The following is an 18315-nucleotide window of genomic DNA, read 5'->3' as shown; positions in this document are numbered from 1 at the left end:
ACAACAAATGAGTCACAAACAATCATAAAATGAGAGTTTGATCCTGGCTCAGGATGAACGCTGGCGGCGTGCCTAATACATGCAAGTCGAACGCATCCCGTTAAATGAAGTGCTTGCACGGATTTTAACATCGGATGAGTGGCGAACTGGTGAGTAACACGTGGGTAACCTGCCCAGAAGCAGGGGATAACACTTGGAAACAGGTGCTAATACCGTATAACAACAAAAACCGCATGGTTTTTGTTTGAAAGGTGGTTTCGGCTATCACTTCTGGATGGACCCGCGGCGTATTAGCTAGTTGGTGGAGTAACGGTTCACCAAGGCAATGATACGTAGCCGACCTGAGAGGGTAATCGGCCACATTGGGACTGAGACACGGCCCAAACTCCTACGGGAGGCAGCAGTAGGGAATCTTCCACAATGGACGAAAGTCTGATGGAGCAACGCCGCGTGAGTGAAGAAGGTTTTCGGATCGTAAAACTCTGTTGTTGAAGAAGAACACGTTTGAGAGTAACTGTTCAGACGTTGACGGTATTCAACCAGAAAGCCACGGCTAACTACGTGCCAGCAGCCGCGGTAATACGTAGGTGGCAAGCGTTATCCGGATTTATTGGGCGTAAAGCGAGCGCAGGCGGTTACTTAAGTCTGATGTGAAAGCCTTCGGCTTAACCGGAGAAGTGCATCGGAAACTGGGTAACTTGAGTGCAGAAGAGGACAGTGGAACTCCATGTGTAGCGGTGAAATGCGTAGATATATGGAAGAACACCAGTGGCGAAGGCGGCTGTCTGGTCTGTAACTGACGCTGAGGCTCGAAAGCATGGGTAGCGAACAGGATTAGATACCCTGGTAGTCCATGCCGTAAACGATGAATGCTAGGTGTTGGAGGGTTTCCGCCCTTCAGTGCCGCAGCTAACGCATTAAGCATTCCGCCTGGGGAGTACGACCGCAAGGTTGAAACTCAAAGGAATTGACGGGGGCCCGCACAAGCGGTGGAGCATGTGGTTTAATTCGAAGCTACGCGAAGAACCTTACCAGGTCTTGACATACTGTGCTAACCTAAGAGATTAGGCGTTCCCTTCGGGGACGCAGATACAGGTGGTGCATGGCTGTCGTCAGCTCGTGTCGTGAGATGTTGGGTTAAGTCCCGCAACGAGCGCAACCCTTATTGTCAGTTGCCAGCATTTAGTTGGGCACTCTGGCGAGACTGCCGGTGACAAACCGGAGGAAGGTGGGGATGACGTCAAGTCATCATGCCCCTTATGACCTGGGCTACACACGTGCTACAATGGATGGTACAACGAGTTGCGAACTCGCGAGAGCAAGCTAATCTCTTAAAGCCATTCTCAGTTCGGACTGTAGGCTGCAACTCGCCTACACGAAGTCGGAATCGCTAGTAATCGCGGATCAGCATGCCGCGGTGAATACGTTCCCGGGCCTTGTACACACCGCCCGTCACACCATGAGAGTTTGCAACACCCAAAGTCGGTTCGGTAACCTTCGGGAGCCAGCCGCCTAAGGTGGGGCAGATGATTAGGGTGAAGTCGTAACAAGGTAGCCGTAGGAGAACCTGCGGCTGGATCACCTCCTTTCTAAGGAATAATACGGAAGCCCTGCACTGAGACAAAACTTTGTTTAGTTTTGAGAGGTCTACTCTCAAACCGTAACGCTTTTGGGCCTATAGCTCAGCTGGTTAGAGCGCACGCCTGATAAGCGTGAGGTCGATGGTTCGAGTCCATTTAGGCCCACTCAACAAATCAAGCGGTTTGTTATGGGGAATTAGCTCAGATGGGAGAGCACCTGCTTTGCAAGCAGGGGGTCAGCGGTTCGATCCCGCTATTCTCCATTGACTCGTAAGAGTCATAAGAATTGGTTCTTTGAAAACTAGATAATATCAATTTTCTTTTATTAATTAATAATTTCATTAATTAAGCCGAGAACACCGCGTTATTTTGAGTTTTTTATTAGTAGTTAAACTACTTCGCATATACTCAATTAACTGAAATCACGTTAGTGATTTAGGTTAAGTTAACAAGGGCGCATGGTGAATGCCTTGGCACTAGGAGCCGATGAAGGACGGGACTAACACCGATATGCTTCGGGGAGCTGTACGTAAGCTTTGATCCGGAGATTTCCGAATGGGGAAACCCAGCCATCTTAACCGATGGTTATTGCTTAGTGAATACATAGCTAAGTAAAGGCAGACGTGGGGAACTGAAACATCTAAGTACCCACAGGAAGAGAAAGCAATTGCGATTCCCATAGTAGCGGCGAGCGAAGTGGGAACAGCCCAAACCAGGAAGCTTGCTTCCTGGGGTTGTAGGACTGAACATTTGAGTTACCAAAGTTGTTGGTAGTTGAACAGGTTGGGAAGCCTGGCCAAAGAGGGTGATAGCCCCGTAAACGAAACCAATAACCCTCAGTTCAGGATCCTGAGTACGGCCAGACACGTGAAACCTGGTCGGAATCCGGGAGGACCATCTTCCAAGGCTAAATACTCCCTAGTGACCGATAGTGAACCAGTACCGTGAGGGAAAGGTGAAAAGCACCCCGGAAGGGGAGTGAAATAGTTCCTGAAACCATGTGCCTACAATTAGTTGGAGCCCGTTAATGGGTGACAGCGTGCCTTTTGTAGAATGAACCGGCGAGTTACGCTAACATGCAAGGTTAAGTTGAAAAGACGGAGCCGTAGCGAAAGCGAGTCTGAAACGGGCGTTTCAGTATGTTGGTGTAGACCCGAAACCAGGTGACCTACCCATGTCCAGGGTGAAGGTGCGGTAAAACGCACTGGAGGCCCGAACCCGTGTACGTTGAAAAGTGCTGGGATGAGGTGTGGGTAGCGGTGAAATTCCAAACGAACTTGGAGATAGCTGGTTCTCTCCGAAATAGCTTTAGGGCTAGCCTCGGAATTGAGAATCGTGGAGGTAGAGCCACTGTTTGGACTAGGGGCCCGTCATGGGTTACTGAATTCAGATAAACTCCGAATGCCACAGATTTATATCCGGGAGTCAGACGGTGAGTGATAAGATCCATCGTCGAAAGGGGAACAGCCCAGACCACCAATTAAGGTCCCTAAGTGTATCCTAAGTGGAAAAGGCGGTGAAGTTGCATAGACAGCTAGGATGTTGGCTCAGAAGCAGCCACCATTTAAAGAGTGCGTAATAGCTCACTAGCCGAGTGATTTTGCGCCGAAAATGTACCGGGGCTAAGGATACCACCGAAATTGTGGATGTGACCATTAGGTCACGTGATAGGAGAGCGTTCTAAGGGCGGTGAAGCTAGATCGTAAGGACTAGTGGAGCGCTTAGAAGTGAGAATGCCGGTATGAGTAGCGAAAGATCAGTGAGAATCTGATCCACCGAATGACTAAGGTTTCCTGGGGAAGGCTCGTCCTCCCAGGGTTAGTCGGGACCTAAGCTGAGGCCGAGAGGCGTAAGCGATGGCTAACAGGTTGAGATTCCTGTACTAGTAAAGTGTGTTTGAACGATGGAGGGACGCAGGAGGCTAAGCCGTGCGCACGATTGGAAATGTGCGTTCAAGCAGTAAGTCAGGTTACCAGTTAAATGCTGGCAGCCGGGTTGACAAGCTGTGATGAGGACCGAATTTAAGTAGGGAAGTGGCCGACGTCACACTGCCGAGAAAAGCTTCTAGCGAATACTTTATTACCCGTACCGCAAACCGACACAGGTAGTCGAGGAGAGTATCCTAAGGTGTGCGAGTGAACTCTTGTTAAGGAACTCGGCAAAATGACCCCGTAACTTCGGGAGAAGGGGTGCTGCACGCAAGTGCAGCCGCAGTGAAAAGGCTCAGGCGACTGTTTATCAAAAACACAGGTTTCTGCAAAATCGTAAGATGACGTATAGGGGCTGACGCCTGCCCGGTGCTGGAAGGTTAAGTGGATGAGTTAGCTTCGGCGAAGCCCAGAAATGAAGCCCCAGTAAACGGCGGCCGTAACTATAACGGTCCTAAGGTAGCGAAATTCCTTGTCGGGTAAGTTCCGACCCGCACGAAAGGCGTAACGATCTGAGCACTGTCTCAACAAGAGACTCGGTGAAATTATAGTACCTGTGAAGATGCAGGTTACCCGCGACAGGACGGAAAGACCCCATGGAGCTTTACTGTAGCTTGATATTGGGTGTTGACACAACTTGTACAGGATAGGTCGGAGCCGTAGAGGCCGGAACGCTAGTTTCGGCAGAGGCGCTGGTGGGATACGACCCTTGTTGTGTGAACACTCTAACCCGCACCACTTAGCGTGGTGGGAGACAGTGTCAGGTGGGCAGTTTGACTGGGGCGGTCGCCTCCTAAAAAGTAACGGAGGCGCCCAAAGGTTCCCTCAGAATGGTTGGAAATCATTCGTAGAGTGTAAAGGCAGAAGGGAGCTTGACTGCGAGACAGACAGGTCGAGCAGGGACGAAAGTCGGGCTTAGTGATCCGGTGGTACCGTATGGAAGGGCCATCGCTCAACGGATAAAAGCTACCCTGGGGATAACAGGCTTATCTCCCCCAAGAGTCCACATCGACGGGGAGGTTTGGCACCTCGATGTCGGCTCATCGCATCCTGGGGCTGTAGTCGGTCCCAAGGGTTGGGCTGTTCGCCCATTAAAGCGGTACGCGAGCTGGGTTCAGAACGTCGTGAGACAGTTCGGTCCCTATCCGTCGCGGGCGTAGGAAATTTGAGAGGAACTGTTCCTAGTACGAGAGGACCGGAATGGACACACCGCTGGTGTATCAGTTGTGCCGCCAGGCGCATTGCTGAGTAGCTATGTGTGGATGAGATAAACGCTGAAAGCATCTAAGTGTGAAACTCGCCTCAAGATGAGATTTCCCATTCCTTTATGGAAGTAAGACCCCTGAGAGATGATCAGGTAGATAGGCTAGAAGTGGAAGTCCAGTGATGGATGGAGCGGACTAGTACTAATCGGTCGAGGACTTAACCAAGTAAGAAAACGGTGATTTCCGGTAGGAAAACGATATTATCTAGTTTTGAGAGCATCAGTTCTCAATAGTGTGGTGGCGATAGCCTGAAGGATACACCTGTTCCCATGCCGAACACAGAAGTTAAGCTTCAGCACGCCAAGAGTAGTTGGGGGATCGCCCCCTGCGAGGATAGGACGTTGCCACGCTATATATTATTCCGGCATAGCTCAGTTGGTAGAGCACCTGACTGTTAATCAGGTTGTCGACGGTTCGAGCCCGCCTGCCGGAGTCAGTAATATTGTAATGCCGGCTTAGCTCAGTTGGTAGAGCATCGGTATCGTAAACCGAGGGTCGGGGATTCGAGCTCCTCAGCCGGCACTTGATTTACTTGATGAAAGTCACTAGATAATCTAGTGGCTTTTTTGTTTGCCAATCGAATAAATGGTATAGTACATTTGAAATATTGGTATAGATATAGAAAACCTGTTGTTTATTGGTTTAATTAAGATTTTAAGCTTGTGGTATATAGAAATTGGTGGTACCCTATGTTTGTGAACAAAAACGTAAATGATAAACGATAAACAAACTGTTGGGGGTAATCATCATGACAAAAGTACTTATTGTATGCGGTAGCGGCATTTCTAGCCAACTGTTAAAAGAATCTGCAATGCGGTCCACCGAAGCTTACCATACAGATATTACATTTGAGTCAACAAGCTTTTTAAACGCGCCACAGGAAATGGACGATAGCGACCTGGTATTAGTCGCACCTCAAGTTTCTTACCACTATGAACAGCTAACGGCTGCTCATGATCGGGTTGAACAAATTCCTGATGATATTTATGCTTGGTTGAACGGTGAAAGTCTGGTTAAATTTACCATGCGCGAATTAGATAAAAATAAGGTGAATGAATAGTTAATCAGTTAAATTGCCATAATTCGAAAAAAATTTCATTCCATATTAACGGCGTTAAGTCGCGGAATCCGGCTTGTTTCTAAGAGAGACTACGTTGCGTTACCTTCATTAAGAGGGTATAATACTCTGTATGTTTCAATTAGAAAATTATGAGTTGCGGATTACCCGCGGCTTTTTCTATTCACTTTGGTAAATAAATGGGCTTACTTAAGTGAGAGATGTTTGGAGGTATCAGGTTTGGAAAACCAAAACGATAACAAACTTGACCGTTCATTCTTTGGCCAACCGCATGGCCTGTCCACATTGTTCTTTACTGAAATGTGGGAACGGTTTAGTTATTATGGTATGAAAGCAATTCTGATCTACTACATGTACTTCTCAATTGCAAAGGGTGGCCTTGGCATGGACAAGGGCCTGGCTGCCAGTGTGATGTCAATATACGGCTCTTTAGTTTATTTGTCTTCTGTCTTAGGTGGTTTCCTGAGTGACCGAATTTGGGGTTCACGACGGACTGTCTTCTATGGTGGGGTTTTGATTATGTTTGGGCATATCTGCCTGGCTTTACCATTTGGAAAGATTGCTCTGTTTATCTCCATTTGTTTGATTACGATTGGGACCGGTTTGTTGAAGCCTAACGTTTCTGAAATGGTTGGTTCTCTCTATACCGAAGAAGATGTTCGTCGGGATTCTGGATTTACCATCTTCGTTTTCGGGATCAACTTAGGGTCATTGATTGCGCCATGGGCAGTCAGCAAGATGTGGACATCATTTAATTTCCACGCCGGCTTCTCATTAGCCGCTATCGGGATGTTCTTTGGCCTGATTTTCTACCTGCATGGTGGGAATAAGTATTTGAGCAAGGATTCACTTTATCCTGATGACCCGTTGGAACCAGGGGATGCTAAGAAGTTATCCTTCCGAGTGACGATCGGGGCAATCGCGTTCATCTTAATTCTCCTGATCATGAAGGTCTTTGGTGCTTTAAACATCGCCAACTTTATTACGCTCTTGAGTATCATTGCCGTTTTGACACCAGTTGCATACTTCGCAATGATGTTGACGAGCAAGAAGATTACAAAAACGGAGAAATCTCGTGTTTGGGCCTACGTACCGTTGTTCATTGCAGCTGCGATTTTCTGGGCAATTGAGGAACAAGGCTCGGTTGTGTTGGCAATGTTTGCCCAGTCGCAAACGCAAAACCACATTGGTGGGTTTACCATCAACCCTGCTAACTATCAATCATTGAACCCGTTATTTATTTTGATCTACACCCCAATCTTTGCCACCCTTTGGACGAAGTTAGGCAAGAAGCAACCATCATCACCACTGAAGTTTGCTATCGGGATGATTTTTGCTGGTATTTCATACTTGTTCATGGTGATTCCAGTCAGCATGCATGGGACGTCAGCACTTGTTAGTCCATGGTGGTTGGTTGGGAGTTGGGCAATCATTGAAATTGCCGAATTACTGATCTCACCGATTGGATTGTCGGTCACGACTAAGTTAGCGCCGGCGGCATTCCAGTCATCAATGATGAGTATGTGGTTCTTAGCTGATTCAGCTGGCCAAGCGGTCAACTCACAAATAGTTAAGTATTACACCCCAGGGACTGAAGTCCAATACTTTACAGTCATCGGGATTGTCTCTATCGTCTTTGCCATTATCCTGTTCTTTATGGTTAAACCAATCAAACGCCTGATGGCAGGTGTCGATTAATACAAATCACAAAGAGTTGTGTTACGATATTTCGTGACGCAACTTTTTTTATGCGGTCTAAAGAACCGGATTAACCGCGGTTAACACAATGGCTATCAAGCTAGAGAGGTGAGCAATAATGGTCAAGATAGCACTCACAAGTGACAATCATTTTGATATTAATCAAGTTGATGTTTCTGAGATGATTCAATTACAGGGAACCTGGCTGATGCAACGTGGCGTCAACATTTATTTGATTGCGGGGGACCTCTTTAACCACTTCGATAAGAGTCTTGACTACGTGCAACGCTTGCAGGCGTTTGTTCCTGACATTACGGTCCGGTTTATTGCGGGGAATCATGATATGGTGAATGGCGTGTCATTCGATGAACTTGAACAACCGCTTGATCCAACGTATTTGCACAACCAAAGTATGGATATTAGCGGCACTGATTGGCGGATAGTTGGTAACAATGGCTGGTACGACTATAGTTTTGCGGACAGTCTGCATCGCTCCGAGGACCGATTTGCCCAGTGGAAACGAGCTTACTGGTTAGATAGTGCGATTCCACAACCATTATCTGACCCTGAACGCATGCAGCTTGTTTTAGGCCAGGTACGCGCGCAATTGGCGCTGGCTGCTCACGATCATAAACGAGTGTTATTTATGACGCACTTTGTCCCACGCCCGGAGTACTTGCATCTTACGCAGGATGACCGATTTTGGAATATGATGATTGCCATGCTTGGTAGTCGTCATTTGGGGGATCTCCTGGCTGAATATCGGGTTGAACGCACTTTATTTGGTCACATGCATATTCATCCTGCGCCACGGCTGATTACTGGCACGACATACTATGATCAAGCGGTCGGGTACGGGACAAAGCGGCGGCATGAATGGCTGACAGACAGTTTCCTTAAAGAGTGGCAATTACGAACCCGAATTGTGACCCTTTAACCGGCAAACTGCAAAAAATGGTTGACGATTAACCCTGTTTTTTGGTATTATAATGAAGTTGATTTATTTCAGGTCATCACTTATGGATGGGTAGCGAAGTCTGGCTAAACGCGGCGGACTGTAAATCCGCTCCTTCGGGTTCGGTGGTTCGAATCCACTCCCATCCATCTTTATTGGGGTATAGCCAAGTGGTAAGGCAACGGGTTTTGATCCCGTGATGCGCTGGTTCGAACCCAGCTATCCCAATTCAATTCGGTTTCGGGTTGACTAATTATACAGACTATTGTATGATTATAAATGTTCTTTTTAATAGTTTCTTTTGGATGGGTAGCGAAGTCTGGCTAAACGCGGCGGACTGTAAATCCGCTCCTTCGGGTTCGGTGGTTCGAATCCACTCCCATCCATTCTATTATTGGGGTATAGCCAAGTGGTAAGGCAACGGGTTTTGATCCCGTGATGCGCTGGTTCGAACCCAGCTATCCCAACTAGATCAGTCACGGTGTGTGACTGATTTTTTTTACCCTTTTTTCGTGACTCATTGAGACTAGTGGTCTAGCTCGAAATTGGTACAGAACGGTCCAGCTGAACTGGATACAAGCAAACGGCATTTTACAGAGCGGGCACAGTGTTTTATGTAACCGCTATATTAATGAACAAACCGCCGATAGTCGCCACACTTTTTTGGTATAATAGAATTAGCAATAATACATTGAGCATGCTCAGTAAAGAGGGGTCGAACATGAAAATTGGCTTTATCGGGGTCGGTGGTATGGCTCAGGCTATTATCACAGGTCTGTTGAAGAAGGGGACGGTTGCTGCATCAGACATTCTGGTGCACAGCGCCCACGAGACGTACAAAACGGTTGCAGCAAAAAAAGGCGTCACCGCTATTACTGATAATCGCGCGTTAGTTCAGCAAAGCGACTATGTTGTTTTAGCCGTCACACCGAACGTTGCAGCTGACGTGCTGCATGACATTGAACCAGTTCTGGACGCCAAGAAACAGGTTTTGATTTCAATCGTTGCTGGATTGGAACTGAATCGTCTCGAAGAATTAGCGGGCTACGATCTGCCAATTCTAAGGACGTTGCCTAATCTCAACGTGGCTATCTTGGCCGGGATGACAGCAGTTCATGGTAATGCGCAATTAACCGGCGAAAAAGCCCAAACGGCAATCAGTTTGTTTGATGCTATTGGGAGTACGACGGTTTTACCTGAAGCTGATTTTGCGACCTTTTCTGCCCTTGCTGGGTCTTCACCCGCATACGTTTACCTTTTCATTGATGCGCTGAGCCGAGCTGGCGTTAAATACGGGTTGACTAAGGCGCAAGCAACTCAGATTGCCGCACAGGCGGTGACGGGGTCAGCGCAAATGGTTTTGGCGTCCGATGAAAATCCGTTTGCACTGATCGATCAGGTATCGTCACCGGGCGGCAGTACGGTGGCCGGATTACTGTCTATGGAGGAAAATGGGTTTATGACCGCCGTGGTTAAGGGCATCGATGCGACAATCAGTAAGAATAACGAAGAATAGACTTTTGGTCTATACCGGTGTACAATATAGTTGTTGACCTGATGACGAATGATTTAGGAGGAAACGACGATATGAGTACTGTGTTGAAGCACGCTACGATTTACACTGGTGAGGACGTTATTACTGACGGTTATTTACGGTTTAATGAACAAATTGAGGCGGTTGGCCCCATGAGCGAGTACCGGGCACTGCCAAATGATGAGGTGACCTTCGTTAACGGGAAGGTGATCGTTCCAGGCTTCATTGATGTGCATACTCATGGTGGTTACAGTTTTGACGCAATGGATGGCGATGCTGACCAAATTAACGAAATGGTGAACGACATGGTTAAGGAAGGCATCACAACGGTCTTTCCAACCACGATGACCCAGTCGACAGAAAATATTAATCACGCCATGTCAGGAATCAAAGCAGCTGCTGCCAAAAATCCTGTGATTCAGGGTGTCCACTTGGAGGGGCCGTTTATCGCGGCCATTTACAAGGGTGCTCAGCCAGAAAAGTATATCAAGGATCCTGACGTTTCACTGCTTGATCATTGGAACGAGTTGTCGGGCGGGTTGGTTAAATTGATTACGTACGCGCCAGAGGACGATGGGGCGGCTAAGTTTGAAGACTACTGTCTTGCACACAAAATCGTCCCCTCAGTTGGCCATAGCAACGCCACACGGGCACAAATGCTAGCTAGCCGTGCAACCCACGTGACACATTTATATAACGCACAACGTGAATTTAAACACCGTGAGCCGGGTGTTACCGGCCACGCAATGCTTGAAGATAATATGTACGCTGAATTGATCTGCGACGGGTTTCATATCGTCCCAGACATGATCAAATTAGCGTATGAACAAAAGGGACCAGAACGAATCGAGTTAGTGACTGATTCTATGCGGGCGAAAGGGATGCCTGAGGGAATCAGTGAACTTGGTGGCCAAAAGGTCATTGTTAAGGATAAACAAGCACGATTGGAATCCGGTAATCTAGCGGGTTCTGTGCTCCGCTTTGACGATGCCTTCCGCAATATCATGAGCTTTACCGGCTGTGACATTGCGGATGCCGTCCAGATGGCGTCCGTTAATCAGGCTGAAGAATTCGGCCTGACACAAAAGGGAACGCTTGAACCAGGTAAAGATGCTGACTTAAACGTTTTTGACCGGGCCCTTAATCTACAGACTACTTACAGTCTCGGCCGGAAGTTTACAACCGACGAAACTGTTTAGTGAGATCAGAAAGGTCGTTGGTTTTATGGGATCACCAGTTTATATTCAAATTCATAATGATATTAAGCGCTCAATTGAGAGTGGTAAGTGGTCCGTTGGCGACCGCATTCCCTCAGAACGAGAACTTGCTGTTGAGTTTAACGTCAGTCGGATGACGTTGCGTCAGGCGATTCAAACATTGGTTGAAGAAGGCATCCTTGAACGATTCGTCGGGTCGGGGACCTTCGTAGCGAACCAAAAGGTGCAAGAAAAGATGTCCGGTGTGACCGGCTTTACGGATGTCATGCTGGCTCAGGGTAAGAAACCATCTAGTAAGACGGTCTCTTACCACGTGATGAGTCCCTCGTTAAGCGAAGCCGAAAAGCTGAAGCTTAAAGACGGCGATCAGGTCTTGCGGATGGAGCGAATCCGTTATGGCGACGGGACACCTATTAGTTTTGAAGTGGCGACGATTCCAGCAACGGTGGTTGAAGGGTTATCTAAGCCGGAAGTAACGGACTCGTTGTATCGGACACTGGAAACTAAGAAAAATCTGATTCCGGGACGAGCAAAGCAAAATGTGTCGGCATCATTGGCCTCAGAACGAATCGCCGAATTTTTGGATATTAAACGCGGTGACGCCATTCTGCGTCTCTGGCAAATCTCCTACCTTCAGGATGGCACACCATTTGAGTATGTGCGGACCCAGTATGTTGGGGAGAGGTTTGAGTTTTATTTGGAAAAGTAAAGAGTGTGGAAGAAGACGGTTAAAGACCGGAGCATAAGGGGAAGTTGGTATAAAGCCTGGGTTTGGCTTTGTACCAACTTCCCCTTATGTGCAGGTCTTTGTCTTCAGGAGCACGTTTCGGCACGGTAACAGTAGAAATACACTCAGATAAATCAAACAAAAGTAAACCCAAACAAAAAAAGATTGAGAAAGCGCAACCCACTTTCCCAATCTTTTTCTTTACAATAACCACAAAACACAACACCCTGTTGTCAACGCAGCAATCAATCCAGCTCATCACGCTTCTGCCGCCGAACGGCTCGCAAATATCGTGGTAAAGCCAACATCCGTTTAAACCGCGTGGGTTCACTCAACAGGCGATAAAGCCATTCAATATGATGATTAATGAAGAATTCCGGCGCCCGTTTTGTCATGCCGCTCAGCACATCAAAACTACCACCGACACCCATCCACAGACCGTTATTTTGGTGGCGATAATCGGCAATTAATTGTTCCTGTTTAGGAAAGCCCACAGCCAAAAATACCATGTCAGGTTGCGTTTCGGCAATATCCGCTGCAATGGGTGCGAAGTCATTGAAATACCCGTTACGCATGCCTTTAACGGTTAAATTTGGATAGTCGTGAGCAATAATGGGGGTTAGGGCGTCAATCACTTCCTGCTTGGCACCAACAAAGTAGGCTGATTTGTGCGCGTCGTTCCCCCACTTTAGCAAGTCAACAAGCACATCATAGCCCGTAATACGTTCCGGCAGGGTTGTCCCTAAAATATCAGCACCCTTGATGATACCGATGCCGTCTGGTGTCACGTAGTCTGCATTTTGGAGGAGTGACAGGTAGTGGCAATCCGTTTGCGCATACATGACGATTTCCGGATTGGCCGTTACCACAAATATATTTTCGCGTTGAGAGACACGTGTTTCGACGGCTTTTAGAAAATGACGCTGCGTCGTATTAATGAAAGGTACTTGTAAAATTTCAATTGTCTTAAATGTTGTGGCCAAAAAAATCACCTATTCGTTTTATATTGTTTGATATTCATCAGTTTAAATGACGACACTCGTGTTTAATGATAAAATAGTGACTAATTAACGCAATAAAGGAGAAGCAGACATGGCAAAGCAGTATCCAGATGATAGTACCACATTACACACGGATGCATATGAGCTTAGTATGATTCAGACCTATTTTGAGAAAGGGATTCAAAATAAAAAGGCCATTTTTGAAGTGTATTTTCGAGATATGCCATTTAAAAACGGATTCGCCGTTTTTGCGGGCCTCGAACACATTATTCATTATATCGAAAATTTACGCTTTACCGATAGTGATATTGACTATTTAAAAGAAAACGAGGATTTTTCTCCAGCATTCCTCGATTATTTAAGGCAGTTTCAATTCAAGGGCACGGTGCGGTCCGCTGTCGAAGGCGAGCTAGTGTTTCACAACGAGCCGATCATGCAGATTGAAGGGCCATTGGCTGACTGTCAGCTGGTTGAAACGGCGATTTTAAACATTGTAAACTACCAGACACTGATTGCAACGAAGGCTGCTCGAATTCGTTCAGTTGCGGGTAACGATGGGATTTTGGAGTTTGGGACGCGACGGGCACAGGAATTCGATGCGGCCATTTGGGGGACTCGCGCCGCATACATCGGCGGATTTGATGCAACATCGAACGTTCGCGCCGGCAAGCTGTTTGGCATTCCGATCAGCGGGACCCACGCCCACGCGCTGGTTCAGACGTATGGCAATGATTATGATGCGTTTAAAGCCTATGCGGATACCCACCGGGATTGCGTTTTTCTCGTCGACACATACGATACCATTAAATCCGGTGTGCCGTCAGCCATTCGGGTCGCTAAAGAAATGGGCGACAAGATTAATTTCCAAGGCGTCCGGATCGATTCTGGCGATATGGCGTATCTCTCTAAGCGCGTGCGGGAACAACTCGACGATGCTGGTTTTCCAGATGCGAAGATCTATGCGTCAAACGATCTTGACGAAAAGACCATCATGTCGCTGAAAATGCAGAAGGCTAAGATCGACGTTTGGGGTGTCGGGACGAAACTCATCACCGCGTTTGATCAACCCGCCTTGGGTGCAGTTTATAAAATGGTCTCGATTGAGGATGACCACGGTCAGTTAAAAGACACGATCAAGTTGTCTAACAACGTTGAAAAAGTGTCGACACCAGGTCGTAAGCAGGTCTGGCGGATCACCAAAAAGGCCGATGGTAAATCGGAGGGCGATTTCGTTGCGCTGTGGGATGAAGATCCTCGCAATGAAGACTCGCTGTACATGTTCCATCCTAACTATACGTACATCAACAAGACGGTGACCGATTTTGATGCGCGGCCAGTACTCCAACCGATTTTTGAAGACGGCCGTCTCATTTACCAACAACCGGATCTGGATGACATCCGGGAGGGCTGTCAGGAAAATCAAGAATCGTTGTGGCCAGAGTATAAACGCGATCTTAATCCGCAAAAATACCCAGTCGACTTGTCACAAAAGTGTTGGGATAATAAAATGAACTTGATCAATCGCATTCACGAGTACGTTAAGAAGTTGGACTTTGGCGATTAGCCCGGCGTTAGATGCCATCCTAGACTGAGTCAGATAAGGAAGTAACGAAGTATGAGAAAATTACAGGCAGAGATTATCGACGCGTTGAAGGTCAGTCCTTCAATTGATCCAGAAACAGAAGTCCGGCGTAGTGTGGATTTTTTAAAGGCCTATCTTAAAAAAACTGGCCTTAAAGGATTAGTTTTAGGTATTTCTGGTGGACAAGACTCCACGTTAGCTGGTAAACTATCAGAACTAGCCATGACGGAACTTCGTCAGGAAACTGGATCAGACGCCTACAAATTTATTGCTGTTCGATTACCCTACGGTGTTCAAGCTGATGAATCAGACGCCATGAAGGCCATCGAGTTCATGGGTGCAGACCAGGTGGAACGGGTGGATATTAAACCCGCCACGGACGCAATGACGACCGCAGTCGAGGCTAATTCAGAAACGATCAGTGACTTCAACAAAGGCAATATTAAAGCACGTGAACGAATGACAGCGCAGTTTGCGATTGCTGGTGCCAATGGCGCAGCAGTTGTTGGCACGGATCACGCTGCCGAAGCGGTGACAGGCTTTTACACTAAGTTTGGTGATGGTGCCGCGGATGTGACGCCACTCTGGCGGCTGAATAAACGCCAGGGTAAGCAGTTATTAGCCTATCTGAAGGCACCAGAGACCCTTTACACGAAGGTGCCAACGGCTGATCTGGAAGATGACCGTCCGGCATTGCCTGACGAGGTAGCACTTGGTGTTCGGTACGATGACATTGACGATTATCTAGAAGGCAAAACCGTCAGTGATCAAGCAGCGGAAACGATTGAAGGCTGGTACGTCAAGACCAGTCACAAACGTCATTTGCCAATTAACGTTTACGATACATTTTGGAAATAAACTTTAAACCAACCGGTTGTAAAAGATACCCCCTGTCCATTAAGACGGCAGCTCGTACCATTTTTGCAGCCGGTTTTGATATAATAAAGATGAGGGAGTAACCAGCAGGATTCTTCTGTGACCGACCCGTCAGCAAGGGATGCAACATCTCCGGGGAGGTCTTAAACGGTGAGACTTATAACGTCTAGTTTAAGTTAAACAGGAGGATATTTTTATGGCAGACCAACCATGGTACCAACGGGAAACTGACGACATTTTTAAGGCACTCGACACGGGCGAACAGGGGCTAACTGATGATCAGGTGGCTCAGCGGAGAGCAAAATACGGTGAAAACCGCCTCTCTGCAAAGAAGCAATCCAGTCTTTTAGCCAAGTTTGGTGCCCAATTTAAGGATTTCATGATCATTGTGTTGATCGTCGCAGCACTGATTGCCGGTGCAACAGGTGAATTAGTCGACGCCATCATCATTTTGGCCGTGGTACTGCTTAATGCGGTGTTTGGCGTTTTTCAGGAATCTAAAGCTGAAGAAGCAATTAATTCGTTAAAGGAAATGGCTGCACCGATGGCACATGTTGCTCGAAATGGTGGAACAGTAACCGTTAAGAGCGACGAACTCGTGCCGGGTGACATTGTTTATCTTGAAGCGGGTGACATTGTCCCGGCAGATATGCGGTTGTGTACCGCCAACACCATGAAGGTTGAAGAATCTGCTTTGACGGGAGAGTCAGTGCCGGTTCAAAAACAGGCCGCCGTCTTAACGGCATCTGATCTGCCGCTAGGTGACCGCAGCAACATGGCTTACATGAACGCCAACGTCACAACTGGGCGCGGGACCGGTGTCGTGGTCGCTATTGGGATGCAGACCGAAGTTGGTCGAATTGCTGGGATGTTGGACGCAGCAGAAGAAACCAAGACGCCGCTACAGGAGAACTTAACGCAGCTTGGGAAATGGCTGACCATTTTAATTCTTGCCATTGCCGTGTTAGTCTTTGTTATCGGCATGCTGCGGGGACAAGAAACGATGATCGACATGTTGCTGACAGCTATTTCGTTAGCCGTGGCAGCCATTCCAGAAGGATTGCCGGCCATTGTAACGGTGACGCTGGCATTGGGTACGCAGCGGATGGCTAAACGCCACGCCCTGATTCGCAAATTACCAGCAGTTGAAACGCTTGGCAGCACGGACATTATTGCGTCTGATAAAACCGGGACACTGACCCAAAATAAGATGACGGTCGAACAAGTCTATGAAAACGGCCAACTGACGCCCGCTGCTGAGGCTAAGGTGACAATGACAGATCCCATTGCATTGGCGATGGTGCTCAACAACGATGGGCAGCCGGACGGTGACACCTTACTTGGTGACCCGACGGAAACCGCATTGATCCAGTACTACATCGATCGCAATAAACAGCCGCTAGCCACCATTGCGAGTCATCCGCGGGTCGCTGAAATTCCGTTTGATTCTGAACGGAAATTAATGACCACCTTTAATGAAACAGCCGATCATCAACTCACGCAGTACGTGAAGGGGGCGCCTGACCAACTGTTGAAACGGGTGACCCGAATCGCTGATCGTGGGCAGGTTCGCGCAATTACGAATGCGGACCGGGAAGCAATTTTGGCCACCAACCATGATCTGGCTACTCAGGCATTACGGGTACTGGCCTTCGCTTATCGCCCGGTTGATGCGGTTCCTGAAAAACTCACGAGTGCGTCAGCTGAACAGGATCTGATCTTCATCGGATTGATCGGGATGATTGATCCTGAACGGCCAGAGGTGGCCCAAGCTGTTACTGAAGCACAGGCAGCCGGCATTCGACCAATTATGATTACGGGTGACCATAAGGACACGGCTAAGGCCATTGCAGTCCGGTTGGGCATTTTGTCAGAGACACCAACGGCGGATGACGCCGTAATTACCGGAGCAGAATTAGACCAACTCTCTGATGAGGCCTTTGCAAAACAGGTCCGGCAGTACGCAGTGTATGCGCGGGTCGCGCCAGAGCATAAGGTCCGAATCGTGCACGCTTGGCAAAAACAGGGTAAAGTAGTGGCCATGACTGGTGACGGTGTGAACGATGCGCCAGCACTTAAGACCGCTGATATTGGGGTCGGAATGGGAATCACCGGGACTGAGGTCTCCAAGGGTGCGAGTGATATGGTGCTCGCGGATGATAATTTCTCGACGATCGTTGTTGCGGTTGAAGAGGGCCGAAAAGTCTTTGCGAACATCCAAAAATCCCTCCAGTATTTACTGTCTGCCAATATTGGGGAAGTTCTCACCTTGTTTGTGATGACACTGCTTGGCTGGCAAATTCTAGCGCCCGTTCAGATCTTATGGATCAACCTGGTGACCGACACATTCCCAGCCATCGCGTTGGGATTGGAGCCAGCTGAACCGGACATTATGAAACGCAAACCGCGGGGCAGACAGTCAAACTTCTTTTCTGGCGGGGTGTTTGCTAACATTGGGTACCAGGGGGTATTAGAAGGCGTCATGACGCTTCTAGTATACTGGCTGGCCGTAACGTTCCCCGTCCACACGAGTTCTGAAATGATGCATGCTGACGCGTTAACGATGGCGTTTGCTACGTTAGGACTGATCCAGCTGTTTCATGCGTTTAACTCAAAGACCATTCATCAGTCGATCTTTAAGGTTGGCCTTTTTCGCAACAAAGCGTTTAACTGGGCCATCCTAACGGCGTTTATCCTCTTGGCGGCAACCATTGTTGTACCAGGGTTTAACACGATCTTCCACTTAACACCGCTGAATGGTGTGCAATGGGCTGTGGTGCTTAGCGCTGGAATTGCCATGATTCTTATCGTGGAAGTGGTAAAATGGGTACAGCGTCGATTAGGCCAAGAATAATACCCCGTGGTTTACGCCAG

At 47.9% G+C, this 18315-nt stretch carries 10 protein-coding genes, 8 tRNA genes and 3 rRNA genes; 20 read left to right on the top strand and 1 reads right to left on the bottom strand.

Translation table 11 applies throughout. From position 1 onward, the window contains the following. The first annotated feature begins 25 nt into the window (after nt 1-25). The 17 genes from AYR61_RS00445 (at nt 26) to AYR61_RS00365 (ending at nt 11964) form a co-directional block, all read left to right on the top strand. Nucleotides 26-1589: ribosomal RNA gene (locus tag AYR61_RS00445) — 16S ribosomal RNA — on the top strand. A gap of 82 nt (nt 1590-1671) precedes the next feature. Beyond that, nucleotides 1672-1745 (top strand) — tRNA-Ile (locus tag AYR61_RS00440). 25 nt (nt 1746-1770) lie between these two features. Beyond that, nucleotides 1771-1843: transfer RNA gene (locus AYR61_RS00435), tRNA-Ala, on the top strand. 175 nt (nt 1844-2018) lie between these two features. Next, a 23S ribosomal RNA gene (locus AYR61_RS00430) occupies nt 2019-4938 on the top strand. Between the two features lie 68 nt (nt 4939-5006). Continuing rightward, nucleotides 5007-5123 (top strand): 5S ribosomal RNA (gene rrf / locus AYR61_RS00425). The 16S, 23S and 5S rRNA genes sit together here with 4 tRNA genes alongside, the layout of an rRNA operon. 10 nt (nt 5124-5133) lie before the next feature. Further along, a tRNA-Asn gene (locus AYR61_RS00420) sits at nt 5134-5206 on the top strand. A gap of 16 nt (nt 5207-5222) precedes the next feature. Then, a tRNA-Thr gene (locus tag AYR61_RS00415) sits at nt 5223-5295 on the top strand. 226 nt (nt 5296-5521) lie between these two features. Next, a complete protein-coding gene (locus AYR61_RS00410; RefSeq protein ID WP_054712158.1) occupies nt 5522-5833 on the top strand; it encodes a PTS sugar transporter subunit IIB in 312 nt (103 codons plus the stop codon). Nucleotides 5834-6070: 237 nt separating this feature from the next. Continuing rightward, the gene (locus AYR61_RS00405; protein WP_083215436.1) at nt 6071-7549 is read left to right on the top strand and encodes a peptide MFS transporter; all 1479 of its coding nucleotides are present in this window, start codon (nt 6071-6073) and stop codon (nt 7547-7549) included. A 118-nt stretch (nt 7550-7667) separates the two neighbouring features. Next, nucleotides 7668-8486 (top strand): metallophosphoesterase, encoded by an 819-nt coding sequence (locus AYR61_RS00400; RefSeq protein ID WP_065900872.1) that lies wholly within the window; start codon nt 7668-7670, stop codon nt 8484-8486. Nucleotides 8487-8570: 84 nt separating this feature from the next. Further along, nucleotides 8571-8653 (top strand) — tRNA-Tyr (locus AYR61_RS00395). Between the two features lie 7 nt (nt 8654-8660). Further along, a tRNA-Gln gene (locus AYR61_RS00390) sits at nt 8661-8732 on the top strand. A gap of 75 nt (nt 8733-8807) precedes the next feature. Continuing rightward, nucleotides 8808-8890 (top strand) — tRNA-Tyr (locus AYR61_RS00385). 9 nt (nt 8891-8899) lie between these two features. After that, a tRNA-Gln gene (locus AYR61_RS00380) sits at nt 8900-8971 on the top strand. A 254-nt stretch (nt 8972-9225) separates the two neighbouring features. Next, nucleotides 9226-10020, top strand: a complete 795-nt coding sequence (gene proC / locus AYR61_RS00375) for a pyrroline-5-carboxylate reductase (RefSeq protein WP_065900868.1) — start codon at nt 9226-9228, stop codon at nt 10018-10020. Between the two features lie 71 nt (nt 10021-10091). Beyond that, on the top strand, nt 10092-11237 hold the full coding sequence (gene nagA, locus AYR61_RS00370) for an N-acetylglucosamine-6-phosphate deacetylase (protein WP_054712169.1): 1146 nt from the start codon (nt 10092-10094) through the stop codon (nt 11235-11237). A 25-nt stretch (nt 11238-11262) separates the two neighbouring features. Then, the gene (locus AYR61_RS00365) at nt 11263-11964 is read left to right on the top strand and encodes a GntR family transcriptional regulator (protein WP_056987550.1); all 702 of its coding nucleotides are present in this window, start codon (nt 11263-11265) and stop codon (nt 11962-11964) included. Nucleotides 11965-12227: 263 nt separating this feature from the next. Here AYR61_RS00365 and AYR61_RS00360 read toward each other — a convergent pair whose 3' ends face one another. Then, nucleotides 12228-12965 (bottom strand): WecB/TagA/CpsF family glycosyltransferase, encoded by a 738-nt coding sequence (locus tag AYR61_RS00360; RefSeq protein WP_054712171.1) that lies wholly within the window; start codon nt 12963-12965, stop codon nt 12228-12230. A gap of 109 nt (nt 12966-13074) precedes the next feature. On the opposite strand from AYR61_RS00360, the gene AYR61_RS00355 reads away from it, so the two are divergent. From AYR61_RS00355 to AYR61_RS00345, 3 genes are all read left to right on the top strand, one after another. Continuing rightward, a complete protein-coding gene (locus tag AYR61_RS00355) occupies nt 13075-14547 on the top strand; it encodes a nicotinate phosphoribosyltransferase (protein WP_065900863.1) in 1473 nt (490 codons plus the stop codon). Between the two features lie 51 nt (nt 14548-14598). After that, the gene (gene nadE, locus AYR61_RS00350) at nt 14599-15423 is read left to right on the top strand and encodes an ammonia-dependent NAD(+) synthetase (RefSeq protein ID WP_056987548.1); all 825 of its coding nucleotides are present in this window, start codon (nt 14599-14601) and stop codon (nt 15421-15423) included. 214 nt (nt 15424-15637) lie between these two features. Then, nucleotides 15638-18295, top strand: a complete 2658-nt coding sequence (locus AYR61_RS00345) for a cation-translocating P-type ATPase (protein WP_056987547.1) — start codon at nt 15638-15640, stop codon at nt 18293-18295. The last annotated feature ends 20 nt before the right edge of the window (nt 18296-18315 follow it).

It is taken from the genome of Secundilactobacillus paracollinoides (assembly GCF_001702155.1).
Taxonomy (GTDB): domain Bacteria; phylum Bacillota; class Bacilli; order Lactobacillales; family Lactobacillaceae; genus Secundilactobacillus; species Secundilactobacillus paracollinoides.
Note: the sequence above shows the minus strand (reverse complement) of the source record. Positions and strands in the feature narration are given on the sequence as shown.